Origin of the sequence: Flavobacterium ardleyense (genome assembly GCF_033547075.1) — a bacterium.
Classification (GTDB): domain Bacteria; phylum Bacteroidota; class Bacteroidia; order Flavobacteriales; family Flavobacteriaceae; genus Flavobacterium; species Flavobacterium ardleyense_A.
The window spans coordinates 1,417,782-1,444,298 of the sequence record NZ_CP137891.1; the positions used below are offsets into that span (position 1 = coordinate 1,417,782).

A 26,517-nucleotide genomic window follows, 5' to 3' on the forward strand; every position below is an offset into this window, starting at 1 on the left:
GATTTATAGAAATTATATCAAAAGACTGTTGGATTTTACAATTTCACTTTCTGCACTGGTGCTTCTTCTGCCTGTTTTCATAGTTCTAATAATAGTACTTTATTATTCAAATGAAAAAGCGGGAATATTTTTTCAGCAACCTAGGCCAGGTAAAAATGGCAAAGTTTTTAAGGTGTTGAAATTTAAAACGATGAATGACAGGAAAGATGCTACTGGACAATTGCTTCCTTCATTTGAGCGAATTACAAAGTTTGGACGTATCATGAGGAATTCTTCTTTAGATGAAATCCCTCAATTAATAAACGTTTTGAAAGGAGATATGTCGCTGATTGGACCTAGGCCACTTTTGGTACACTATCTTCCTCTCTATAATGAAGCGCAGTTAAGAAGACATAATATGCGCCCAGGAATAACTGGTTGGGCACAAGTAAACGGTAGGAATGCTATCTCTTGGACTAAAAAATTCGAGCTTGATGTTTGGTACGTTGACAATGCTAGCTTTATTTTAGATCTAAAAATTTTGTACATGACTTTCCAAAAAGTAGTTCGAGGTGCAGATATTAATGCTAGTAGTGATGCTACAATGCCATCTTTTGACGGCACAAATTAAAAGTGCAAATCAACAAATTTTAATCACTTAAAATTAGATTGTAATATCTAATTGTGTTTTTAACTTATAAATGCGATCAACAGTATAAATATGAATATACAAGATGAACTCAAAGAAAGTTCTAAATTTGAAAAAATTATAGTGATTGGAGTAGGCACTGTTGCTACAAATTGTGCCAAATTACTTAAAGAGAAGAATCTTGATCTTCTATTCATAGAAAGTAGAAATGACAATTCAGCCTTCGCTAAAAATTTTTGTGAAAAGAATAATATAGAATATGTACAATTGGATAAAGAAGCTCTGACCAACTTCTTTCTTAATTTAGATCAAAATACATTAATAATTTCTGTGTCAAACAGGTATCTGTTTCCAGCCAGCATTTTAAGCAAATCTAATATTAAAGTAATCAACTACCACGGTGCATTGCTACCCAAGTATCCAGGTAGAAATGCAGAAGCATGGGCTATTTATAGTAACGATACTACAGCAGGTATTACTTGGCATTATGTCGTTGAGGTGGTGGATGCAGGCGCGATTATTACACAAAAAGCTATCGCTATTACTACTAAAACAACTTCCTTTTCTTTACTAAGAATTTTTAGCAAAATTGCGTTTGAAGCTTTTTCTGAAATTATTGACAATGTTTTATTGGATGAAGTAACTGCTATACAGCAACATAATACCGAACGACAGTCTATCAATTATTCTTGGCAGAAGCCGAACAATGGCCAATTAGATTTAGGTTGGAATAGTGAACAATTAAGTGCTTTTCTTCGTGCTATGGATTATGGTCCGTTAGAAGTATTAGGGCTTCCCTTTGTCCTCTATCAAAACGTTAAGTACGAATTTTCAAATTATAAGATAGCTGAGGAGTGCAGTAGTAGCAATGACACAAATGTTAAATTAGAGAATAATGAGCTAGTCGTAATAGTAAATGGATTCAAAATTACTTTAAGTAATTTGAAAGTAATAGAATAGAATACTGGAATAGCTTTATTTTTATAAAAAATAAAGTCCACTATTTTAGTTAAGTTATACTATTAGAGGAAACTTATCGTAGTGTAAAGTTTAGCTTAAGTAAATAATATAAGTTTTATTTTAGATGCTAAAGTTTTACCTTTGACAAACTAAAAAAGAATCAAATCTCTCTTATTCGACTATAGTTTATGACGTCGTATTTCGTTATTTGAGGTGTGAATTAAAAAAATATATAGACGTGAAAGATCTCATTATAGTAGGAGCAAGTGGTTTTGGAAGAGAAGTGCTGCAATGGATCAAAGACAGCAATAAGTCAAATAAATCTTGGGATATTAAAGGTTTTATCGATGACAACCTTTCTGCTTTGGAAGGCTATGACTGCGACTATAAAGTAATTGATAGTATAAAAAACTATTCTCCGCGAGAAAATGATTATTTTGCAATAGCAATTGCATTACCTAAAGTTAAAAAAATAGTTGTTGAAATTTTACAAACGAAAGGTGCAAAATTTGCAACTATTATCCACCCAACTGCAATTGTTGGAGAATTCTGCGAGCTTGGCGAAGGCATTGTTATGACTCCAAATGCAAAAATTTCTCCTAATGTAAAAATTGGAAATTTTGCTACAATTTTAGGGTCAAGTTTTGGACACGATGCTGTTGTTGGTGACTTTTGCACTATTACTGGCAACTGTTCAATCAACGGCTACGTTAGTCTAGGCGAAGGATCTTTTATTGGAAGTAATTCATGTATTGCGCCAGGAAAGAAAGTAGGTGCTTGGTCGCTGGTGGCAATGGGGTCGATGGTAATAATGAATGTGAAGGCAGGTACGAAAGTAATGGGTAATCCAGCAAGAAAAATTAATATATAGTTATGGCAGTATTTACTTTTGATAATATAAAAATTGGAGGAATAGCAGCTGCGGTTCCATCAAATGTTGAAAAAACCACCAAGTATAACGAAATGTTTGGTGAGGAAGAAGTGAAGAAATTCATGGACCAGACCGGTATCTTAGAAACTAGACGAGTAGCAAAACATCAAACTTGCGCAGATTTAGGGTACGTGGCTGCCAAAAAAATATTGGATGAACGTGGTATTGATGCGTCAGAAATAGGTGCTATAATATTTGCATCTCACAGTCCTGATTACAGGCGACCAGCAACGGCGTTTGTTTTACAGAAAAGACTTGGTATTCCCACAGATGCAGCCGTATTTGACATCAGCCTAGGTTGTTCTTCACTAATTTACGGAGTTCAAGTTTTGGGAAGTATGATGCAAAGTTCAAACATCAAAAAAGCATTATTAATTACTGGAGATACGGCAAGTAAGTCAGTTGCTCCAACAGACAGATCCTCACTAATGCTTTTTGGAGAAGCGGGAGCTGCAATATTATTAGAAAAAACTGACGATAAATTACATCCAATTACATCTATTTTAAAATCTGATGGAAACGGATATAGGTATATGATTGTTCCAGGTGGAGGATATAGAGATCTAAATCCTACCGAAGAAATTTTTGAATGTAAAGATGGTAATAAGCGAAGTTTGTACAATTCATTTATTCAAGGAACAGCAGTTTTTACGTTTACAATATTTGATGTACCACAAATTTTGAAAGAATTTATGGCGCATACTAACACTACTGTAGATGACTATGACAGTTTTGCATTTCATCAAGCAAATTTATATATCTTAAAACAAATAGCGAAAAAGGTAAAAATTTCTATGGAAAAGATGCCGATTAGTCTGCACAAGTATGGTAATACTTCTGGTGCATCACCATTAGTATCCCTAATTGAAGAATATGCTAATAATCCTGAGAAGAAAGTTATTAACACTTTGTTTTGTGGATTTGGAATTGGAGTTTCCCTTGGAGTATTTTCAGCTCAGGTTGATACCAACTATATTTATCCAATGATTGAGGATGACAGCATTTTTGAAGAGGGATTGATTAAATCGCCTAATGAACTATATAGTGGACTAACAAAATGATAAAAAACATTCTTCAGGTATTGGAAAATACCGCTCAAAGACTACCAGAAGCTATCGCTCTTAAAGACGATTCGATATCGGTAAATTTTGCGCAATATGTAGCAGAGGCTAAAAGTATAGGCTCATTTTTAAGTCAGAAAGTCAAGGATAATTATTCCAGACCTATCATAGTTATGGTAGATAGGAGAGTTGAGCCAATTATTGCCTTTATGGGTGTGTTGTATAGTGGGAACTTCTACGTGCCTGTTGATAACCGGACACCATTGGAACGTCTTAAAAACATTGTCCAAGTATTAAATCCTCTGTCTGTTATAGGATTTAGCAAAAGTGAGGAAGCGCTATTTTCTTCCATAGACACCAACTTGCCTTTTTATTTTTTTGATACCATTAACAACGGAGAAATTGATCAAGATTCGCTGAACCTAATTCGTCAAAAATCTATTGATGTCGATCCAGCTTATGCTATATTTACTTCAGGATCTACCGGTATTCCAAAGGCAGTAGCAATTAGTCATAAGTCGGTGCTAGATTTAAGCAGCTGGCTATCTGAAACATTTGAGTTTGATGAAACTGATGTGATTGGAAATCAAACTCCGTTTTACTTTGATGCATCTGTAAAAGATATCTATACTTCAATACGAACAGCTGCAACTTTGGTAGTGATTGCTCCAAAATGTTTTCTGTTTCCAAAATTGTTAATAGAAACACTTGCAGAAAATAACGTAACAACTATTTTGTGGGCGACCTCAGCAGTAGTTCTTATTGCCAAAAGCGGCATTCTAGAAGAAGCAGTTTTACCCGTATTAAAAAGAATATTTTTTGCAGGGGAAGCGATGTACGGTAAACATTTAAATATGTGGAAAGAGCATTTTCCAGCGTGCATGTATATCAATTTATACGGGCCAACCGAAGTAACCGTTGATAGTACATTTTATATTGTAGATAGAGATTTTAACGACAATGAAGTTGTGCCAATTGGCAATAACTGCGACAATAAGCAAACCTTTCTCTTAGGTGAGAACGATCAAGTTCTCTTTGGAACGGGTGAAGGTGAACTTGCGGTACGAGGAACAGGAGTGGCTTTAGGATATTACAACAATCAGGATCAAACAAATCAAGTTTTTATTCAAAATCCATTACACAATCATTATCGTGATATTTTATATAAAACTGGTGATTTTGTGAGGAGAAATCATCTTGGAGAAATAGAATTCATTGGTCGCAAAGATTTTCAGGTTAAGCATATGGGTAACCGTATTGAATTGGGAGAAATTGAAGCCGCCGTTTATGGAATGCAAGATGTAAAACATGCTGCTTGCGTTTATGATAGCACGAATGAAAAAATTGTTTTGTATTACACATCTGATATCGAAATTGAAGCGAAGAACTTTTTAAAAGAACTTGCCAAGAGTTTACCGAAATATATGTTTCCAAACAAATTTGTTCATTTAGATGAGATGCCTTTAAATGCCAATAGCAAAGTAGATCGTAAAGCAATTAAAGCAAAATTTGCCGAATAGATTTAGAGAAATTAAAAATTAAAACTTATCAATATTCTTGTTTTATTATACTTACTTTTTTAGTATTAATAAGTATAATTGCAAATTAATTTAATAATATTCAGATTTGTAAAATTTGATATTGTAATAATAAAAAATAAATTATGGAAGACTTTTATAAAATATTAGAAGAAATTAGACCCGATATAGATTTCAAAGAAGAAACGAAATTAGTAGATGATGGTTTATTAGACTCATTTGATATTGTTTCAATCGTTTCAGATTTGAATGATCATTTTGACATTGCAATTCGCGTAAACGAGTTAAGTCCTGAGAATTTTAATTCAGCCGAAGCTATTTACAAAATGTGTTTAAAATTGCAAGAAAAAAAATAATGCTTAAAGCAAAAAATATTTTAATCTTTGGAGGAGATGAGTTTCTAATAGATGAGATGTATCCAGTTTTTAAAGAAAGCGGTGCAACTATAACTTGGATCAATTCTTCTGAAATTATAGCAAAATCTAATTGTAAAGAAAGTGCGCTATTATTTGATTCTATCAAAACCGTTTCTACTTACGAGAAAGATTTATCTAGTTTAATTGGAGACTTGAACTCTTTTGATGGTGTTGTTTTTTCGTTATCAGAAGGAAATTTAAGACCATTGTCGATGACCAAACCTTCTAATACCGAAAGTTTATTTAATGTGAATTGCGCATCTTTTATTGAACTAGTTCGAATACTTCAAAAGAAGAAAAAACTAAATTTGGGCTCAAGTATAGTAGCTTATTCTTCAGTTAGTAGTTTGCTTGGACTAAAAACGAAATTAGCGTATGGTGTTTCAAAGGCTGCCTTAAACGCGGCTATCGTAAATTTAGCGGTAGAACTTGCTCCAAAGAAAATTCGAGTAAATGGTATTCTTAAAGGCGCTTTAACGATAGACATTAATCACGAACACGTTAAAAATATGTTTTCTGTTGGGACTGATACTGCGGGTAATTCAGATTTAGGAATGTCAACCCCAGAGGAATTGGCAAGATTAAGTATTTTCCTTTTATCAGATGCAGTAAAAACGATGACTGGATCGTTGATTAAATTGGATGGAGGGTATTCTTTAAATTAATAAATGATGCAAAATAAAGTTTACTTAATTACCGGAGCTAATGGAGCAATCGGAGGTGCAGTAGCCAAAGCCTTAGATCAGAAGGGTGCAAAGTTAATTCTTGTTGGTAGAAATATTGAAAATCTAAATTTGTTTGTACAATCAGATTTAACTCAGTCTGATCATATCGCAATTGCAATAGATCTTGAAGATGTTGATTCAATTGGCGATCAAATTAAATCCATTTCGACATTATTTGGCAAAATCGATGGTTTTGTACATGCCGCAGGTCTCGGAGATGTGCGACCTTTAAAAATGACTACTCCAGCATTCTTAAATAAGGTGTTTAATGTAAATTTCGTGTCTTTTATCGAAATTATCCGAGTTATTAATTCTCCAAAGATCAGAAATGAAGCTTTAAGAATTGTTGGTATTTCGGCGACTGGAGCATTTTTAGGCAATGCAACAAAAACAGCTTATTGCGCTTCCAAAGCTGCGATGAATGCTGCAGTGCGTTGCCTTGCCAAAGAACTAGCAAATAAGAATATTAGAATCAATACAGTTGCTCCGGGTGCAACTTATTCAAAAATGATGGATGATATTCTGGATCTTCCAGGTGGAGCAGAAGCATTAGAAAAAATAACAGAGCGTCAATTTTTGGGAGTTTGCAAGCCTGAGGATATAGCAGATGCCGTATTATTCCTGTTGTCAGAAGAGTCTAGAATGATTTCTGGTAGCTGCCTACCTGTTGATGGCGGAAAACTTGCAATATAAAATTTGTTAGTATTTATAAAATCACTTTACAAAATAGGATCGTATATTTGCAAAAAAAATACAGTAGAATGGAATCAACTGCATCTCATTAAGAAGTGACAGTATAATTGCATCTAACAGATAAGATCGAAAAATAATAAAAAAAGGAAATTATGTCAAACACAGAAGTATTAAGCCAAATTGAAGAAGTATTAGATGTTAACGAAGGGACATTGCAAATGGATATGAAACTAGAAGATGTCGAAGAATATGATTCTATGGCAAAATTATCTCTCATTGTTATGAGTGATGACGACTTTGACAAAAAACTTACAGCTGAGCAACTTAATGATTTTCAAACCGTAGGAGATATCGTTAAATTTCTTGTGGGATAAGTTTGCTAAAAGTTCAAAAAATACAGAGTGAAATTTTCAACTCTAATGTTTATACAATAACTTCCTCCGAACAAGAGGAAGTTTTTTTGATTGATTGCGGGGGATTTGAACCTGTAATTGATAGTTTACCAAAAACTGTTATAGTAAGTGGAATATTTTTGACTCATTACCACTACGATCATATTTACTTTATAAAAAATTGGATAGACCGATATCCAAATGTAAAATTCTACGGTTCACAAATAACCTTGGAAGGCTTGTCAAATCCAAAACGTAATTTGTCTTTTTATCATGAAGATCCTATCGAAGTTTTTGGAGTGGATTATCAAGTAATTACGGATGCAGTAAGTGTGAAGTTATATGATTATACATCCATAACTGCATTTCTTTCAGAAGGACATTGCGAAGGCAGTTTAAGCTTTTTATTAGATAACTATATTTTTACAGGCGATGCGCTTATTCCTAATATTCCGATCGTTACAAAGTTAAAGACAGGTGATAAAGAAAAGGCAAAAGATTCGGTTCGAAAGATTAAATCATTGGTAAACGATGATTTTACCATATGTCCTGGTCATTTAGAGACATTTAAATACAAGGAAGTAAAATGGAATCTTTATCTAAATGATTAGCGTCGGAAATGACATTGAGGAGGTTTCTAGATTTAGAAGACTTTTAGAAATTAAACCACAAATGTTGCAAAGGATATTTTCGCAATATGAGTGGGAGTATTCATTATCTAAGAATCAGGCTCAAACTTTGGCGGGAATTTGGTGCGCTAAAGAGGCGGTTGTAAAGGCAGTATTTAATATTAAAACTATAGATGTTCTTGATGTTCAGATACAGCATCATAAAAGCGGTGCTCCTTACGTTTTTGATATTCTACATTTCGAAATGTTTGCTAATTTCGAATTTTCAATAAGTATTTCGCACACAAAAAATTATGCTACCGCTATTTGTATTGTTCAAAAATTATTTTAGAAATACGAGTTGGCAAATTATTAATTGACACTTATGGATCTAATTAAGGATAGTATCACCCTAAATAATTTTTTCTTCTTCGCCGTATTGATCTTAATATTTGCTGCCTATCGCTACGAATACAAAAAAGTAAAATTACCATTTCTTATCCTTATCATTCTATTCTTAGCCACCTCCACAAGAATTCTTCCCTCAAAATTAATTGCTTTCTACGAAGCAAAAACTCCCGTATTCGATCCCAGCGAATTAGATAAAAACCAAATTTACTATATTCATATACTGGGTTCAGGTTACAGCTTAGATCCAAATTTACCCGCAACATCTCAGTTAAGTACTACTACTTTAGCCCGACTAGTTGAAGGTATTCGGATATCGAAATTACTACCTCATTTCATATTGGTCAGTTCAGGATATTCTAGTTTTGGTCTAGAGTCGCAAGCTTCCGTAGTAAGAAGAGCAGCAATAGAGCTCGGCATTCCAGCTCAAAATTGCGAAATATTACCCACTCCCAGCAACACCTCCGAAGAAGTTAGTGCGTTTGTTACCAAATTTGGAAAAACAAAAAATGTCATTGTAGTTAGTAATGCAATTCACTTGCCTAGAGCGTTGATGTTGTATAAAAAATGCGGTGTGAACCCGTTGGGCGCACCTACAAATTTTAAAGTCAAAAAAGGTGCTAATGACCATAATGGCTTGAGTTTTCCGTCTTTAAATTCTGTGGATCTTATGAGTGATTATTTGAGGGAACGATTGAAATATTGGAAGGATGGGTTTTAGAGACTGGAGATTGGGAACATATTTCGATTTAAAGTTGCTTTACACTTATTCATATAATATAAAGTAATATCGCCCGACACTAATCAGAATTTATCAAATTAATTGGCTTTCGTTTTACTATTAACATCATACAGAGGCGCAATTTCCACTTTACATATGCTAATAAGAGGAATTTAAACTACTACTATAATCCAAAAACATTGCTTGGAATCCTTTTTTCGGCGCGGTTTGCTGAGCGATAGTGGCAATTTTCTCCCTATATTGTACTCTAATTTGGAACAGTGCAGACAGCTATGACAAAGCGCCTTTTTGACTTTTTTTTCTCCCTTCTAATGCTACTCTTACTTGGCGGCATTTTGTTGATCTGCATTCTCATCGCAAGTATTGATACAAAATCATTCGGATTATTTATCCAAAGTCGCATAGGACAGCACGGCATTCCCTTCAATATTTTCAAAGTTAAGACCCTCTCAGATTCTTCAAAAGTTATAACTCCTTTTGGGCGTTTTTTACGTTCGTCAAAACTGGACGAATTGCCTCAATTGCTCAATGTCCTCGTAGGTACTATGTCTTTTGTTGGACCGCGACCTGATATTGCCGGCTATGCAGATAAATTAGTAGGCGACGATAAAATTGTATTGCTAGTAAAACCAGGAATTACTGGACTTGCTTCACTAAAATACCGCAACGAGGAAGAACTATTAAGTAGGCTTCCAGATCCTCTTTTATATAATGATACGATTATTTGGCCAGACAAAGTGAGAATTAATAAATGGTATGTGATGAATAGAAATTTACTGCTTGATCTTAAAATTTTATATTGTACACTTCTCCCAATCAAGATTGATGTGGATTGCTTTATTAAAAAGCGAAAATGCAAATCATGATTTGCATTATTGCCTGAAAGATCTGAACTATACAATCAATTGTTGGTTGGTTCGCTTACAGAATTAAATTGTTTAAATAATGTAAAACGCTTCAATTATTATTGAGGCGTTTTTTTTGTAGTAGAGTTAAGAAGTCAACGAAATTTTTGCAACTGATCATAGTACAGAATGGCATATTTATTTCAAGATTAGTGAGCAGTTTTATACTAATTTACTTCCCATTGCTACCGACGGAAGTATTAATCAACTATTAGGGTTATCTTCAGGAATTGTAGCTTTGTTAGAAATTGTGGGGATGGTTGAATTTTAGGATAATTGGCTATCTATTGTCTACATTTTTTATAATAATCAACCAAAAAGGCAAAATGAATTATAAAAATAGTCAAAAATTCAAAAATAATTAGATAATTTTTGTAGGAATATATTTAATAATATTTTTTTTTATGTATTTCGTCGATGTTTTATGTTTTTTAACGTCAATTCATAAAATTTTATAAATAATTACTAATTAAGTCTTAATTTTCCTGTCTAATTTAACTTAATTTTTTAATTATGAAAGTAAACTACAATTATTTGGGAGGCCGCCAGGAGGCAGATTCCCAAAAAAATCGTACGATTGAGGGCTCGAGACCCCAATCAACGGCCATGCGAACATCGTGGTGGCTAACGTGCTGCTTCTTGGCGATGTCCCTTTTATTAGGGCAATTTGCTTTAGCGCAAACAGTGACAATTGGTTCTGGAAATAATACAGGTAGTAAGCTTCCTGTGGTGCCGTTTTATGGCTATTCATATAGCCAACAAATAGTCCTAAAGAGCGAGATAGCAACCTCCGGAAATATTACCAAGCTAAGCTTTTATAGTTCTGGTGCAGCGATAGGGGCTAATTCAAATACTTGGACCATTTACATGGGGCATACGACTAAATCTACATTCGGTTCTAATACCGACTGGATTTTATCAAGTGCTATGACCCAAGTATTTTCAGGTACAGTGCCTGCGTATCCAGATGCTGGCTGGTTTACTATTACATTAACTACTCCTTTTGCATATAACAATGTCGATAATCTAGTAGTTTCTGTTGATGAGAATGCGGAAGGATATAACGGGTCAAGTAGTTACGCTAGGATATGGACTACTCCAGTGGCCAATAGAGCGATTTATCATCAACACGATACTGTAAATCCAGATCCTGCAACAATTAGTTCGGCAGGTGTAAGAACTAGCTATATTAGTCAAATGCAATTGGAGTTCGCTACAGCGACGACTGCACCTAGCTGTGCAACTGCGCACGCTCCTGCCAATTTGGCAACTAATGTTGTAAGAAACCCAATCCTTACATGGGCAAATGGCGGTGGTGCAATGACTTATGATGTTTATTTTGGAAACTCAAGTAATCCTGCACTTATAGGAAATCAGACCGGTTCATCTTATACACCAAGTTTATTAAACGCAAACACAACGTACTATTGGAAAATCATACCAAAAAATGTGATTGGGGCTGCGACAGGTTGTATTGAACGTTCGTTTACTACAGGTACATCTATGACGTACTGTACGCCGTCTTCGTCGAGTAATTCAACTTACATAAATAACTTTTCAACAAGTTTAGGAACAACTAATATATCAAATGCTACAGGCTACACCGCTGGAGGCTATCAGGATAATTTTAATACTCAAGCAGTCACTTCTTTCGCAGGTGGCTCTTTTAATTACAATTTCTCAGTTGTAGGAGGAACACTCGGCGCTGCAATTTGGGTAGATTGGAACAATAATGGGACATTTGATACTGAGGAGCGTGTTTTTAACACAATTAACTATGGCAATGGCCCGTTCTCTGGCTCAATTGTGATTCCAGAAGGAGCAGCAAACGGTGACTATAGATTACGAGTTATGGTCGATTGGAATGAAGAGAGTCCATCAAACCCATGCATGACATCTAATTCACGAACAGAGACAGAAGATTATAAAATCACGGTGGGTAACCCACCTAGTTGCGCAATGCCAACATCATTAGCTTCAAGCATGATAACAAGTAGTTCGGCTACTTTCAACTGGACAGCTTCAATTAGTAATCCTTCAAATGGATATGATGTATACTATAGTACAACTAATGTTGCTCCTACTGCAGGAACTACACCTTCAATTGATAACAATACGTCAACTACCGCAGTTGCTACTGGTCTAAGTTCTTCATCTACCTACTACTGGTGGGTACGTTCAGATTGTGGAGATACAAGTGCTTGGGCTTCAGGCGGAAGTTTCACAACAACTCAAGTGGTAGCAACAATACCTTTCATGCAAGATTTTAGCGGAACAAATAGCTTCACTTTTGTAAATGGTACGCAAGTGAATAAGTGGGTTATAGGATCAGCTACTGGAAATCCAGGTAATTCTATGTATATTTCTAATGATGGCGGTGTTACAAATACCTACACTACTGGAACATCAAGTGTTACACACGCATATAGAGATATTGCAGTACCTAGCGGAGCATCTGCTGCAACTTTTGCTTTCGACTGGAAAGCAAATGGAGAATCTAGTTATGATTACTTAAGAGTTTGGTTGGTTCCAATATCTTACACTCCAACAGCAGGTTCTCAAATTTTTGCTGATGCAGGAAGAATACAGGTTGGAGCTAATTATTTTAATCAACAAGCAACCTGGCAAACATATACTAATGGTGCCCTAGATTTAAGTAGTTTCGCTAACTCTACAATGCGTTTGGTTTTTGAGTGGAAAAACGATAGTTCTGGAGGTTCTCAAAATCCAGTTGCCATTGATAATATATCATTGTCAATTCCATCTTGTGTTGTTCCAACATCAGCTGCTAGTTCTGCTGTTACGGCAAATAGTGCAATGTTAAGTTGGACAGCCTCTAGTTCATCTCCAACAAATGGATATGATATATACTATAGTACAACTAATACAGCACCAGAAGCGTCAACTACGCCAACAGTTGATAATTATGCTGCTTCGCCATATGCTGCTACAGGATTATCTTCTTCCACTACTTATTATTGGTGGTTACGTTCAGACTGTGGTTCAGAAATGAGCATTTGGACTTCTGCAGGTAGTTTCACAACACAGTGTGCTGCTGAAGCAACACCAACTGCTGTTCAAACTTTCGATACTTTTACAGGTTCAGCACCTTCGCCAACATGTTGGTCAGAAGCATCAGGTGCTTTAACGGCTAGTTCAACTTTAACAGGAACTACAAGTTCATGGACGCAAAAAACTAACGGATTTGCAAATGTATCTATATCAAATAAAGGGGCGTCAATAAATCTATATGGAACAGGGAACAGTTGGTTAATTTCACAGCCAATTGATTTAGGCCCAATTGCAGGAGAAAACACCTTGAACTTCGATTATGCTGTTACTAGTTATAGCGGTACAACTGCTCAATCAACTTTAGGCTCACATTCTGTTCGTGTAGTTGTTTCTACAGATGGTGGTAATACTTGGAGTAGTGCTAACATTGTAAAAACATATACAGGAGCTGGTTCATACAGTAATACAGGGGCAACAGAGCAAATTTTGCTTAACTATAGCGGAATTGTAAAAATTGGATTTTTAGCTTCAACAACTTCTACTACGCCTGATATTGATTTTCATATTGATAATTTCAGTATAAGTTCAGCGTGCACACCAACCACTTGGTATGCTGATGCTGATGGGGATGGATTCGGTGATGCAGCTATGACTCTTGAAGCTTGCGACCAACCGGACGGTTATGTTGCAAATGCGACTGATTGTGACGATACGGAAGCTTTGGTTTGGAGAACTGGTATTTTCTTTGTTGACAATGACGGAGATGAGTACACAGCAGGTCTAGTAACAATTTGTTATGGAACTGGAGTTCCTGCAGGATACTCTGAAACTACTTTGGGAGAAGATTGCGATGACAATGATGCTGCTACATATAGATCAGGAACATTCTACGTTGATGCTGACGGTGATGGATACACTATCGGTGAATCTATGGCTATGTGTTATGGCGCAACTATTCCTGAAGGATATGCAGTGCAGTCTTTAGGTACGGATTGTGATGATAACAACGCTGAAATATATCAGTCTTCAATGCTATTTGTGGACAATGATGGTGATGGATATACTGTAGGTGAAGCTACTAGCGTATGCCATGGAACTGCAATACCTGAAGGATACGTAATCGCGTCGTTAGGTGTTGACTGTGATGACAATAATCCAGGATTGTACCATTCTATTTTAGTCTTTGCAGACAGTGATGGTGACGGTTATACTGTAGGAGATGCCACTGCAATTTGTTTTGGAACTGAAATTCCAGCAGGTTATACAGAAACATCTCTTGGTGAAGATTGTAATGACAACGATGCAAATGTTTGGCAGTCAATGCTACTCTTTGTAGACATGGATGGCGACGGATATACAGTAGGTGAAACTACTAGTGTGTGCTACGGAGTTACAATGCCAGAAGGATATGTTGCTACATCTCTTGGTGCAGATTGTGATGACAACAACGCAAATGCATGGCAATCTATGATGTTATTTGTAGATATGGATGGTGACGGATATACAATGGGAGAAGCTACTAACGTTTGCTACGGAGCAAACATTCCAGTAGGATATTCTATAAATTCACTGGGCGTAGATTGTAATGACAACGATGCATCAATCAATCCTGGAGCTACAGAGATTCCAGGAAATGGAATTGACGAGAATTGTGATGGTACCGATGGAATTGGTAATGATATCCCTGTTACTACCTTAAGATCACAGTATTGTGGTGCAATAGGTGTTACGCCATCAGAGCAGATAAGAACTTATTATGGTTTGAATCAATCTGGCTATAGATTTAATATTTATGACGAATCGGGATCTATTTTGCTTGCATCAATAGACAATACACCTGCTTATTTTAGATTCGCTCAATTTGATTTTACTTATGGTGCAACGTATCAAGTAAAAGTTCAAGTAAAACAAGGGAATTTATATGGATCAGAAGGAGCAGCTTGTAGTGTTACGGTTATGAATCTACCAACTGTTACTTTAAGATCAAGCTATTGTGGAGCAAGCAGCATATTGCCATATGAAAAAGTTTATGCAAATTATGCTATTAATGCTTCTGCTTACAAATTCAATATTTATGATGCTACAGGCTCTACTCTAATTGCAACAATTGTCAATTCAAATGCTGCTTTTAGGTTTACACAGATGGCTTATACAAATGGTGCAACTTACCAGGTAAAAGTTCAGGTACTACAAGGTGAAGAGTATGGAGCAGAAGGAGCGGCTTGTAGCGTTACTTTATCTTCTGGTGCTATGACGACTAGACAAGACGGTGGTTTAGCAAACAATTCAGATATGGGGGAAATGGACTTTAAAGCTGTAGCTTATCCAAATCCATTTGCTGAGAACTTCAAATTAGCTATAACTTCAGAAAGTGATGCGTCTATTCATGTGAGAGTTTACGATATGATCGGAAAATTACTTGAAGATAAGATGGTAAATACTTCTGATGTTCAATATCTTGAAGTTGGAAACCGTTACCCAGCTGGAGTTTACAATGTTATTGTAACTCAAGATTCTAATGTGCAAACTTTGCGTGTTGTTAAAAGATAAAATTTGAGAGCTTAAAAACTTTTACGATTCTTTATAAGGGGTTCTGCTGAAAAGTGGAACCCCTTTTTTTTGGGAAAATGGGGGAATTGAGATGGGGGTATAGATAATAAGATCTGAGACTATTGTTAAAGGCAAAAGTTAACGAGAGTAATTAGTATATTTCAAATAATTGAATCTTTTTACTTGAGAGGGGGGATACAAAAATTGCTTTTTGAAAGCTTTTGAGAAATTTGAATAGAGATTAAATCCACTCATGTCTGCAAAGTTTTTAAGAGGTAGTTTTGTTTGTTGAATTAACAGATGCACGCGATTTAATTTCTCGTCATTGTAAAATTTGTAGATACTGGTCTGAAAAAAATGCTTGAAGCCATCCTTTAATTTGTGCTCATTGGTAGCAAACTTCTTAGCCAAATTTTTCAGCGAGGGTAGCGGACTATTGAGGTTGAGCAATAAAAATTCGTAAATATCTGTTATCAATTGGCTATCATATATTTACTATGATTTTTGTTGTGGATATTTAACAAAGTAGGGTTGATTTGGGTATCATTTTCCTATACTATTCTAAGAGAACTAATAATAATTTTGTTGGAGTTTAATAACCTAGTAACTGTTGAAAACGTGGAAATTATCGATGCGACCGTATTTGATATTATAATTGAATTTTCTTACAAAAGAATCTATTTGAAATGATTTCCTCGGTGATCATTTCCCATAGATTTTTTGAACGTACAGACAAGATATTTTCAAATTTAAGATTTTGTAAAAAATCAGGTTCAAGATTTAAGCTTTTTTCCGAATGGCTATTGTAACTCTTAATTATAAAGTTACTATTTAAAACAAATGTATTTTGCACCAAATATTGAAGTGCAAATTGTGATGTAATATAACCCTTATAGTAAATATTTTCACGTAGCTGCGTTGCTATTAATTGAAGCAGTTTTTGCAATTGCATTAGTTCATCATCCATCTCAAACTTATGAGTCTTTATAGTAAAATGGCCTACTACCATTTCCATCAACATGTAATATATTGTAGATAATTACATAGATGATTGCAAGTGCATATTTGACGCTTGAGAAGAAAAATAAGGTGTTTGCAATTGGAGCAATCTAGCCTTGATGAACGTATGAATTCAAATCTTAAAAAGCACAAATAAAAAGAAAGTTTTATTTGAAAGGAAACACCTTTAGGCCTTGATTAAACGTGGGGTTTTGCGTATGTTTATCTCGTAGTAATAAATTTTGAAAATATATCAGGACAGGAACTTTTAATGCTTTAATCGGAAGCTCAAAAAACTATTGTCAGTGAGGATAAAACTTAAGTTGCGTGTAGTTATTTTTGAGTAGTGCTCCAGAAGATAATGAGGGTTGCTTACTAAATGTGTAATACAGTTGCACTGCTTATGAAAGATAAAAGTGTAGGGAGAAGCAACTATTTAGCGTAAGTTAAATTCTTATTTTCATCAAACTTATCAAAATTATAGAAATTCGTAAAACTTAATTTATCGACAAAATAAAGTTAAAAATCTATCTTTGAAATCCGTACATTTGTCCAAAATATATTTTTCACAATGAAGGCAGAAAGCAAAATATGGTTATCATCCCCGCATATGGGAGGAACTGAACAAAAATTTGTTCAAGAGGCATTTGATACTAACTGGGTTGCGCCTCTTGGTCCTAACGTTTCTGGATTTGAAGATGATTTGCAAAATTTTTTGGGTGAGGGCTCGCAAATTGCTGCACTCAGCTCGGGGACTGCTGCGCTGCATTTGGGTTTAATTATACTTGACGTACAACCGGGGGATGAGGTTATTTGCCAAACTTTTACTTTTTCGGCTTCGGCAAACCCTATTAAATATTTGGGAGCTACTCCTGTATTTATTGATAGTGAAATTGACAGTTGGAATATGTGTCCAATCGCGCTTGAAGAGGCGATCGTTGATAGAATTTCGAAAGGTAAAAAACCAAAAGCTATTATTCCGGTGCATTTGTACGGGATGCCTGCAAAAATGGATGAAATTATAGCTATTTCAAAAAAATACGATATTGCGATTTTAGAAGATAGCGCCGAATCATTGGGTAGTACTTATAAAGGTCAAAAATGTGGTACGTTTGGAGAAATGGCAGCTCTTTCTTTTAACGGCAATAAGATTATAACCACTTCTGGCGGAGGTGCCTTGGTGACTAGAGAATTAGCTGAAAAGAATCAAGCAGTATTTCTTGCAACACAAGCTCGAGATCAAGCGCCGCATTATCAACATTCACAAGTGGGATATAACTATAGAATGAGTAATATCTGTGCGGGAATCGGTCGTGGACAGATGGAAGTTTTAGAAGCTCATATTGCTTTGAGACGCGATATGAATGAGTTTTATAAAAATTATTTTAAAGATATTGATGGAGTGAGAGTTTTTTCTGAACCTTCGGAAGATTTTTACTCCAACCACTGGCTTAGTGCTATAGTTTTAGATCCAGTAAAGTGCAGTGGAAAAACAAGTACTGATTTACGATTATATTTAGATGGACACAATATAGAGAGCAGACCCTTGTGGAAGCCCATGCATCTACAACCAATTTTTGCTGGAGTGCCATATTACGGATCAAAAGTGGCAGAAAAATTATTCGAAAATGGTCTTTGCATGCCATCAGGATCAAATTTGACCGATGCCGACAGAGATCGAATTACTTTAGCTTTAAATGATTTTTTCCTTAATTAATAAACCTTGGTTTATGTCCTCTCAAGAGGGGTGAAATATGTATGTATGAGAAAAGATTTGTTTAATTTACTTCTAAACAATGTTCCTACGAATAGGTTTACTTCTATCGGGTATTTGCCTAGATGGATTGTATTTGTACTTGATTGTGGAATTGTTGTGGCTTCTTGTTTGATTACTTTTCTAGTTGTAGCTAGTTTGTCAGCTAATGTTCACAGCAGTTTAAATTATTTACCATCCTACATTTTGGTAGTATTTATCAATGCAGTATGTTTTCTATTTTTTAGAACATTCTCAGGAATTATTAGGCATTCAACATTTATCGACGGAATCAAACTTTTGGCTAGTTGTACTACTGCATTTGCGGTTTTATTACTTGTAAATTATGGTTACCTGCTTCTCACGGGACAAAAGATATTTATCTCCACGGCTTTGTTTATAAACTATTTACTTTGCTTTATACTATTGTTCTTATTTAGAATATTGGTCAAAAATGTTTTTGAATCATATACTCGCTCTAGCGAAAACAACACGCTGATAAATACGGTTATTTATGGAGCAGATGCGAATGCTATTTCTATAGCTAATGCATTAAAAACTGAAGTGCCCGCAAGATATCGAGTTCGTGGATTTATTGATAAATACCATCTTTCTAAAACTTCTAAAAGGATTTTAAATTTACCGATCGTTAGTGAGAACAGAAAAATTTCGGTCATATTAAGATTGCTTAAAGCTGATGCTCTGATTATTGCTGAAAAAAGTTTAACTCAGGCAGAAACAATTGCAATTGTTGATGAATGTTTAGAGTATAACTTTAAGGTTTTTACTGTTCCATTAATCACAGATTGGGAAGATAGTGCAAGTATTTCTCAGAAAGTAAAAAGTTTTGCGATTGAAGATTTATTGGGTAGAAAACCGATAAAGCTTAATATGGATGCTATCTCGTCACAGCTAGATAATAAGGTTGTATTAATTACTGGTGCAGCCGGATCAATAGGCAGTGAAATTGTTCGTCAAGTTTTAGAATTTAAACCGACAAGAGTTATTGTTTTGGATCAAGCAGAGACTCCGCTACACTCCTTAACTTTGGAAATAACCGCACTAAATAAAAATATCGAAGTGATTGCGGTGCTTGCCGATATCCGATATCTTTCGGGATTAGAAAATGTGTTTGAGCAATATAGACCAAATGTTGTATATCACGCAGCTGCGTATAAACATGTACCTTTAGTTGAAAACAATCCTTGTCAGGCTGTCTTAACAAATGTTATTGGTACTAGAAATGTGGCGGATCTTGCCACATTTTATGAAGTTGAGCGTTTTGTAATGGTTTCTACAGATAAGGCGGTTAATCCGAGTAACGTGATGGGAGCCAGTAAACGTATTGCCGAGAAATACGTCCAGTCTTTGCAAAAGCAAGTGCTTTCTGAAGGCAAAAGCACAAAGTTTATCACTACTCGATTTGGAAATGTATTAGGTTCAAACGGATCAATCGTTCCTCTTTTTGCAAAACAAATAGAGCAAGGCGGTCCATTAACTATCACTCATCCTGACATCATCAGATATTTTATGACCATTCCAGAAGCTTGTCAATTAGTTTTGGAAGCTGGTACAATGGGGCAAGGCGGCGAAATATTTATTTTTGATATGGGTAAACCAGTAAAAATTATAGATCTCGCTCGAAAAATGATTGGATTGGCGGGATTCACTCCGAATGAGGATATTGAGATAAAAGTTATTGGGCTAAGACCAGGAGAAAAACTTTATGAAGAATTATTAAATGATGATTCAAAAACGCTTCCCACCTATAATGATCAAATTATGATTGCCTTGGATAGCAGCTTAGAGTACAAGAAACTTTGTGCTGATATTGATGTTCTATTAGAGCATTCGAAGAGAACGTCAAATGACGAAATTGTAGGACAGATGAAAAGGATAGTTCCTGAATTCAAAAGTATGAATTCAGTATTTCAAACCCTCGATCTTGAAAAAGATTTTGTAGGTAATTAATTTGAATATGGTATATTTGCAAATTCTAGAAAAAAAATTTATGAATAAATTAAAAAAGCTTTTGCTTTTATTAGTGGTAATTTCTGTTGCTTCATGTGCTTCGAGAAAGGATTTGGCTTATATGCAAAACGCCGATTCAGTGAAGGAGTTGGAAAGTTTTTACTCGTTCGAGCCTACTCTAAAAGTAGATGATTTGCTTAGCATCATAGTTTCAGCTGAAACTCCAGAGGTGACTATACCTTTCAATTTACCACAAATACAAGGAAATTATCAAATTGGTAATAATCAAAACGGAATAAAAACTTATTTGATCGATGCAGAAGGCTTTATTGATTTTCCGGTAGTTGGCAGTATTCAATTAGCAGGATTAAGTCGAACAAAGGCTGTAGAGAAATTGGAAGAGGCGGTAGCAATCTATATTATAAATCCCTCGATTAATTTAAGAATTTTAAATTATAAAGTTTCCATAATCGGCGAAGTTGCAAAGCCAGGAAACTATCCTCTGCAAAGTGAGCGAATTACTTTAATAGAAGCTTTGAGCATGGCAGGTGATTTAACTATTTACGGAAGAAGAGATAATATTTTAGTAATTCGTGAGGTTGACGGCAAAAGATCTTTTAACAGAGTAGATATTACATCAGCTGACTTTATTAATTCCCCTTATTATTATTTAACCCAAAATGATCAAATTGTGGTTGAGCCAAATAAGGCGCGCATGAATGCTTCTGCTGTTGGACCTAACATTCCTATTTTTATTTCAGCATTATCAATATTAGTTTCTCTTTCAATAATTCTTTTTAGATAAGTATGCAAAATCAGAACTCAGTTAATAATCAAGAAGAAGAAGAGTCAATAAATATTGCTGAAATGGCTCAGCAGTACTTATATCATTGGAAATGGTTCGTAGTATCAGTTGTTTTATTTATAGTAGCTGCTTTTATGTATATCCGTTATACAACACCTATTTATAAGGCAACCGCTACAATTCTAGTAAAAGACGATAGAAAAGGGGGTTTACAATCAGAGCTTTCAGCTTTCTCGGATTTAGGACTGATGGGTGGCGTTAAAAGTAATGTTGATAATGAAATTGAGATTATTAAATCACGGACAATTGTTGAGAAAGCCGTTCGAGCGCTGGATTACAATATTAGTTACTTTACAGAGGGAACTGTACGCACAATGGAACTTTATGCGAAGAAACCAGTTAGCATAACTTTTATTGAGAGAAAGCCAGAGTTTTATACTGATTTGCATAGTTTTCAAATTAGATCAAAAACTGATTCTCAGTTTGAACTTTTAACTACCGAAGGTTCAACATTGGGGGTTTTTACCTACGGTAAAATTATTGATTTAAGTTACACAAAAATGATCGTTGTTAGCGCTACTACTGCTGATAAAGATTATAGCATGACCGTGGTAATAAATAAATTAAATTCAGTTGTTCAAGGATATAAGGGCGCGATTAGCATTGCGACAGTTGGTAAAAATACTTCGGTTGTAGAATTGTCAATAACAAATCCTGTACGAGAGAAAGCAGAAGCGATTATTGACGAAATTGTTAATCAGTACAATCAAGACGCAATTGAAGATAAAAACTTCATTTCGAGATCTACGGAAAAATTTATTAGCGGTCGCCTTGAAATTATTTCCAAGGAACTTGGTGATGTTGAGAAGACCGCAGAAGGTTTTAAGGAATCAAATCAGATCACTGATGTGGTTGCAAATGCTGGAGTGTATTTGCAAAATTCGGTAGTATTTGAAAAAGAGTTAATTGAAGCTGAAACCAAACTAAGGATAGTATCTTCTATGATGGAATTTTTGAAGTCCAACAAAAATCAGCTTATCCCAAGTAATATAATTCCTGATGAGGGCTCTGCATTAGAGTTAATAGCGGAGCACAATCAAGCAATGCTTGAGCGTGATCGTATATCAAAGAACAGTACAGACAGAAATTCAGTTGTTATAAATTTGAATAATCGAATTGAGGATCTTCGTCTGAATATTATTGAAAGTTTGTCAAGACTTACTGCAGCTATTCGAATTAAAAAGTCAGAATTAGAGCGCCAAGTTAATACGACTGCAGGAAAAATTTCGCAGATTCCCGGTCAAGAAAGACAGTTCAGAATCATAGATAGACAGCAGAAAATTAAGGAGACACTTTATTTGTATCTATTGCAAAAACGAGAAGAAACAGCACTAGCCCTTGCTGCTACTGAGCCTAATGCCAAAGTTATTGATTCGGCGGTTGCAGCCAACTCACCAATATCACCAAAGAAAAATATTATATTCTTGGGAGCCTTGTTTCTGGGAATGCTAATACCTTTCGCAATAATCTATTTAATAGACCTTCTAGACACCAAAGTGAAGTCACGTCTCGACGTTGAGAAACTGAATATTCCATTTTTGGGAGATATTCCAACCTCAGAGTCTCATGAGGAGATTATAAATGCCAACAGTAGATCTAGTTCAGCTGAGGCAATTCGGATTGTGCGAACGAATCTTGAGTTTATGCTAACAGAAGTTCCAGAAGGAAGAGCAAAAACTGTTTTTATAACTTCTACACTTCCTAAAGAAGGAAAAACTTTTGTTACCGCTAACTTAGCTTCTACAATTGCTTTATCAGACAAAAAAGTACTGCTGATTGGTTTGGATATTAGAAATCCAAAACTAACTAGTTACTACGATATGCCATCTAAGGGTATCACAAATTATTTGGCACAATCAGAGAGTCCGATTGGGGATTATATAGCCAAAATTGCAGGTTACGATAATTTGTACGTTTTACCTCCAGGTGCTATTCCTCCAAATCCAGTTGAATTGCTCTTGAACAAGCGTGTCGATTCAATGTTTGAAGAATTGAAACGGGAGTTTGATTATATTGTTGTAGATACTGCACCAGTTAGTGTGGTAACCGATACCTTACTGATTGCCAAAAATGCTGATGCTTTTGTTTATGTTGTTCGTGCAAATTACCTCGAAAAACGTTTGCTTAAAGTAATGGAAACATTCTATAAAGATGGCAAATTGCCTAATATGTCCGTAATTCTGAATGATAGCGATTGGACCAAATCATTTGGATACGGTTATGGATATGGATACGGATACGGCCAAGATATTGCAACCAAAAATTGGTGGCAGAAATTGTTGAAAAAATAAACTAATAAAAAAAGGAATATGCTGCGGCATATTCCTTTTTTTTTTAATTGCCAGTTTACAGTTGGCAGCTGACAGTTTGCATTTACTTCGTAGTTATAGATAGATAATCTTACAGTATTAGTTTATAATTCTAAATAATAGATCTCAGAATTTAGATCGGTCGCTAGCGAAAAATATTCGTATTTTCAATCGCTCGTTTTACAGCTTCGGTTTCTTTTATGATTACTTTCTTGTAAAATGACTCGGTATGTTTTAAGTGATGTACGTCTGATGAGCAAAAATCTATGTATCCTTTTTTCAGTAATTTGTCGGCGCATTCGGCTACAGATGTGCTATAGTAGCCAACTGTTGATAATAAGTTTAATTGAAATAAGCATCCCGCATTTTTCAATTTTTCGTACGCTTCCATATTTTTATGAAAGAAGTTGTAGCGCTCAGGATGCGCTAAAACAGGTTTATAGCCTGCGCATTGAAGTTCAAAAATAATTTCGTAAAGCTGGATTGGAGGATTTGTATATGACATTTCGACCAACACATAATTATCTTTTAAACATAATAATTCGTTTGCTTTTACCTTTTCAGAAAAGCTACTATCCATCATATATTCTGCGGCATACCTAATTTTGAATTGCTGTTTTTTTATCACATCAGAAGAGATGAGGAGATTATGGGCATTGCCAATCGTAACGGCATTATTATCCCAAATACTAGTCATTATATGAGGAGTACAAATAAATTCTGAAAATCCAATTTTTTTCATTTCAGAAAATAATTTTTCGCTCATTTCTACAGATGCTGAGCCATCATCAATGCCGGGTAGCAAATGTGAGTGTATATCAATATGATTTTCCGGAATAAGATCTACTAGAAAATTCTTAGGTTTAAAAATTGAAAACAAGATTTGGGTTTTTTAAGTTTAACAATATAGAGTAGGTTCTATGATATATGCAGCAAAGTACAAAAGAATTTTTCACCTTTTATACTTTGCTTAATGTTAACGTATATTTTTTTTATAATTTAATTTTGCATCAGCGATCATAAATTTCAATTAAATATCGCAATTGTCTGTAGTGCAGCTTTCGGTAGAATTTTCGTCTTTCTTGTCATTCAGATTTTTGGTATCATTTTCACTGTATGCCTGTCGAAGAATTTGTGCGATAGTACTTACCGGTTGCGCGCCCGAAATGGCATAGGTTTTATCTACAAAGAAAAAAGGCACCCCAGCAACTCTCATCCTCTGAGCTTCTGCTATATCTGCTCTTACAGCTTCCATACCTGCATCAGATGATAGATATTCTTGTACTTCATTTCTGTCAAGTCCTAGCGCGACAGCCAAATCAGCTAAAACGACGTGGTTTCCTATGTCCTTGCTTTCTGTAAAGTAAGCTTTGAATAACGCTTCCTCCATCTGACTGCCCAAATTCAGCTTTTGCGCAAAATGAATCATACGGTGTGCTTGTAAAGTATTGACAGGTAGAGAATTTTCTTGATTAAAGGTAATTCCAACTGCTTTTCCGCGCTGCGTTATCTGATCTAGCATTGAGTGAATTTGTTCCTTGCTCATCCCTTTGCGCTTGCTTAAGTAGTCCATGACCGATTCTCCACTAGCTTTAGTTGGTAGTGTTGGGTCAAGTTGAAAGCTCTTCCACACAACTTCAATTTCACCTGTAAAGGTCATTTGTGCCTTGGCAATTTCAAAATGCCTTTTTCCGATATAACAAAATGGACACATAATGTCCGACCATATTTCAATTTTCATACTAGAGTTTTTAGTAGTTGAAACAAAGATATGAATTATAGGGAATGGTGTTAGGATAATTTGATTTACGAGTTTTGATTTACGATTTACGAGGTAAGATTTACGAATTTAAATTTACGATTTACGAGGGAAGATTTACGAATTATAGAAGGGAATTACGCCTTAGTCAAAAATAATATTTTTTGGGCGTCCCCTTAGGCTAAAAAGTCAAAAAGGATTTTCAGTATAAACGAATTTCACTGAACTCCATCGAACAATAGAAGCACAGTGAAGTAATCCCTATCGCAGAAGAAACTTCGTCATTTATAATAATTAGCAATAAAATGATAGATTGCGATTAATCATACAATTTATGTTTAAGACTAAATTCAATTTACGATAATCTATTTTTATCAATTAGTCTTCAGCTAGATGATTAAATACTGCCGATGTTTATTTTAGTTTTACAACAGTCACGTTAAAAAAGCCATTTAAAATTGTAGTTTTGCCACGAATTCGAGTGCACATATCAACTTTTGCAAATGAAAAATAGCGTCCTAGATTCAGCATAAAATTCACAATTTTATAATGCAACAATGAAGCTAATAGTAGCATTTCTCTTATTTGTTCAGATAGTATTTTCGCAAAACACTCCTTTAGAAAGGTTGCTTACGGCAGGTCAAAGGGCATTTGAAGGGCAAGATTATATTTTGGCAAAAAAAATATATTCGCAAGCGTTAATTTTAAATCCAAAAAATCGGGATGTCTTGTATAATATCGCCGCTACCGAATTAAGTTTGGGCCAATCAGAAAAAGCTTGTGATTATTGGTATCAACTGTTTATGACCGGAGATTATTCTGGAGTGGAGTATATAAAGGAATATTGTTCTGATTACTTCAAGGGAAAAGTCGTGCCATTTGCAGAACTTGACGAAAAACCTAAATTTATATACCGCGGAAAAGAACATCCGCTGTTTGTGGGCAAAGATTTAAACCCAATTTATCGCACCGCCTTTATAAAGAGATTTAGTTATTCTAATTATTTAAGTAAGACAAAAGGCATTTCCCATATTGGTTTTAAGGTCAATAAGGAAAGTAAATTGGAGTGTTTCGTATATTCTGTCGGCGCAAAAGGAGTAGATGCTGACGAAGTGAGAGAAGTGATGGAGTCTTTTATGAGAACGCTAGTAGTTTATATCGCAGGTCGAAAAGATGGAGAAGCAGTTGATTATTTTGAAACACATAGTTTGCCGATAAATATGCAGCCGAATAGCTTTTAGCGTTCAGCATCAGTTTAAATTATTGACCAAACTTCCAATTTTGATTTATTA

Annotated in this window: 23 protein-coding genes; 19 read left to right on the forward strand and 4 right to left on the reverse strand. The window is 35.1% G+C overall.

Going from position 1 to position 26,517, the window contains the following annotated elements; translation table 11 throughout:
- The first annotated feature begins 1 nt into the window (after position 1).
- The 14 genes from SBO79_RS06145 to SBO79_RS06210 all read left to right on the forward strand — a co-directional run bounded on the left by SBO79_RS06145 (position 2) and on the right by SBO79_RS06210 (position 15,569).
- Complete coding sequence (locus tag SBO79_RS06145) at positions 2–610, forward strand: sugar transferase (protein WP_318643452.1); 609 nt, start codon at positions 2–4, stop codon at positions 608–610.
- Positions 611–700: 90 nt separating this feature from the next.
- Complete coding sequence (locus SBO79_RS06150; RefSeq protein WP_318643096.1) at positions 701–1,588, forward strand: formyl transferase; 888 nt, start codon at positions 701–703, stop codon at positions 1,586–1,588.
- Positions 1,589–1,826: 238 nt separating this feature from the next.
- A complete protein-coding gene (locus SBO79_RS06155; RefSeq protein ID WP_318643098.1) occupies positions 1,827–2,459 on the forward strand; it encodes an acetyltransferase in 633 nt (210 codons plus the stop codon).
- A gap of 2 nt (positions 2,460–2,461) precedes the next feature.
- The gene (locus SBO79_RS06160; RefSeq protein ID WP_318643100.1) at positions 2,462–3,580 is read left to right on the forward strand and encodes a 3-oxoacyl-ACP synthase III family protein; all 1,119 of its coding nucleotides are present in this window, start codon (positions 2,462–2,464) and stop codon (positions 3,578–3,580) included.
- Positions 3,577–5,100 carry an amino acid adenylation domain-containing protein gene (locus SBO79_RS06165; RefSeq protein ID WP_318643102.1) on the forward strand — a complete coding sequence of 508 codons (1,524 nt, stop codon included), beginning with the start codon at positions 3,577–3,579 and terminating at the stop codon, positions 5,098–5,100. Before SBO79_RS06160 ends, SBO79_RS06165 begins: the two co-directional genes overlap by 4 nt.
- 143 nt (positions 5,101–5,243) lie before the next feature.
- A complete protein-coding gene (locus SBO79_RS06170; protein ID WP_318643104.1) occupies positions 5,244–5,474 on the forward strand; it encodes an acyl carrier protein in 231 nt (76 codons plus the stop codon).
- A complete protein-coding gene (locus tag SBO79_RS06175) occupies positions 5,474–6,199 on the forward strand; it encodes an SDR family NAD(P)-dependent oxidoreductase (RefSeq protein ID WP_318643106.1) in 726 nt (241 codons plus the stop codon). The genes SBO79_RS06170 and SBO79_RS06175 overlap by 1 nt, the downstream gene beginning before the upstream one ends.
- 3 nt (positions 6,200–6,202) lie before the next feature.
- Complete coding sequence (locus tag SBO79_RS06180; RefSeq protein ID WP_318643109.1) at positions 6,203–6,952, forward strand: SDR family NAD(P)-dependent oxidoreductase; 750 nt, start codon at positions 6,203–6,205, stop codon at positions 6,950–6,952.
- Between the two features lie 152 nt (positions 6,953–7,104).
- A complete protein-coding gene (locus SBO79_RS06185) occupies positions 7,105–7,326 on the forward strand; it encodes an acyl carrier protein (RefSeq protein ID WP_318643111.1) in 222 nt (73 codons plus the stop codon).
- Positions 7,327–7,328: 2 nt separating this feature from the next.
- Positions 7,329–7,955 carry an MBL fold metallo-hydrolase gene (locus SBO79_RS06190; RefSeq protein WP_318643112.1) on the forward strand — a complete coding sequence of 209 codons (627 nt, stop codon included), beginning with the start codon at positions 7,329–7,331 and terminating at the stop codon, positions 7,953–7,955.
- Positions 7,948–8,304 carry a holo-ACP synthase gene (locus tag SBO79_RS06195; protein ID WP_318643114.1) on the forward strand — a complete coding sequence of 119 codons (357 nt, stop codon included), beginning with the start codon at positions 7,948–7,950 and terminating at the stop codon, positions 8,302–8,304. Before SBO79_RS06190 ends, SBO79_RS06195 begins: the two co-directional genes overlap by 8 nt.
- A gap of 33 nt (positions 8,305–8,337) precedes the next feature.
- On the forward strand, positions 8,338–9,081 hold the full coding sequence (locus SBO79_RS06200) for a YdcF family protein (RefSeq protein WP_318643117.1): 744 nt from the start codon (positions 8,338–8,340) through the stop codon (positions 9,079–9,081).
- 293 nt (positions 9,082–9,374) lie between these two features.
- The gene (locus tag SBO79_RS06205) at positions 9,375–9,968 is read left to right on the forward strand and encodes a sugar transferase (protein ID WP_318643119.1); all 594 of its coding nucleotides are present in this window, start codon (positions 9,375–9,377) and stop codon (positions 9,966–9,968) included.
- 684 nt (positions 9,969–10,652) lie between these two features.
- Positions 10,653–15,569, forward strand: a complete 4,917-nt coding sequence (locus SBO79_RS06210; protein WP_318643121.1) for a GEVED domain-containing protein — start codon at positions 10,653–10,655, stop codon at positions 15,567–15,569.
- A gap of 138 nt (positions 15,570–15,707) precedes the next feature.
- Here SBO79_RS06210 and SBO79_RS13960 read toward each other — a convergent pair whose 3' ends face one another.
- Together SBO79_RS13960 and SBO79_RS06215 are read right to left on the reverse strand one after the other, a co-directional pair.
- Entirely contained in the window at positions 15,708–16,046 is a 339-nt protein-coding gene (locus SBO79_RS13960; RefSeq protein ID WP_406600254.1) for a helix-turn-helix domain-containing protein, read from the reverse strand.
- A gap of 172 nt (positions 16,047–16,218) precedes the next feature.
- Complete coding sequence (locus SBO79_RS06215) at positions 16,219–16,584, reverse strand: hypothetical protein (RefSeq protein WP_318643123.1); 366 nt, start codon at positions 16,582–16,584, stop codon at positions 16,219–16,221.
- 594 nt (positions 16,585–17,178) lie between these two features.
- Between SBO79_RS06215 and SBO79_RS06220 the strand changes: the two genes are divergently transcribed.
- The 4 genes from SBO79_RS06220 to SBO79_RS06235 are packed head-to-tail and all read left to right on the forward strand — an operon-like array spanning position 17,179 to position 23,448.
- The gene (locus SBO79_RS06220) at positions 17,179–18,285 is read left to right on the forward strand and encodes a DegT/DnrJ/EryC1/StrS family aminotransferase (protein WP_318643127.1); all 1,107 of its coding nucleotides are present in this window, start codon (positions 17,179–17,181) and stop codon (positions 18,283–18,285) included.
- A 45-nt stretch (positions 18,286–18,330) separates the two neighbouring features.
- Positions 18,331–20,292: a polysaccharide biosynthesis protein gene (locus SBO79_RS06225; RefSeq protein ID WP_318643129.1), complete on the forward strand. Its 1,962-nt coding sequence runs from the start codon at positions 18,331–18,333 to the stop codon at positions 20,290–20,292.
- A gap of 40 nt (positions 20,293–20,332) precedes the next feature.
- Complete coding sequence (locus SBO79_RS06230) at positions 20,333–21,097, forward strand: polysaccharide biosynthesis/export family protein (protein ID WP_318643131.1); 765 nt, start codon at positions 20,333–20,335, stop codon at positions 21,095–21,097.
- A gap of 2 nt (positions 21,098–21,099) precedes the next feature.
- Positions 21,100–23,448 carry a GumC family protein gene (locus tag SBO79_RS06235; protein WP_318643133.1) on the forward strand — a complete coding sequence of 783 codons (2,349 nt, stop codon included), beginning with the start codon at positions 21,100–21,102 and terminating at the stop codon, positions 23,446–23,448.
- A gap of 163 nt (positions 23,449–23,611) precedes the next feature.
- Here SBO79_RS06235 and SBO79_RS06240 read toward each other — a convergent pair whose 3' ends face one another.
- Together SBO79_RS06240 and SBO79_RS06245 are read right to left on the reverse strand one after the other, a co-directional pair.
- Entirely contained in the window at positions 23,612–24,346 is a 735-nt protein-coding gene (locus SBO79_RS06240) for a tyrosine-protein phosphatase (protein ID WP_318643135.1), read from the reverse strand.
- 150 nt (positions 24,347–24,496) lie between these two features.
- A complete protein-coding gene (locus SBO79_RS06245) occupies positions 24,497–25,207 on the reverse strand; it encodes a DsbA family oxidoreductase (protein ID WP_318643137.1) in 711 nt (236 codons plus the stop codon).
- A gap of 575 nt (positions 25,208–25,782) precedes the next feature.
- Here SBO79_RS06245 and SBO79_RS06250 point away from each other — a divergent pair.
- Entirely contained in the window at positions 25,783–26,466 is a 684-nt protein-coding gene (locus SBO79_RS06250) for a tetratricopeptide repeat protein (RefSeq protein WP_318643139.1), read from the forward strand.
- The last annotated feature ends 51 nt before the right edge of the window (positions 26,467–26,517 follow it).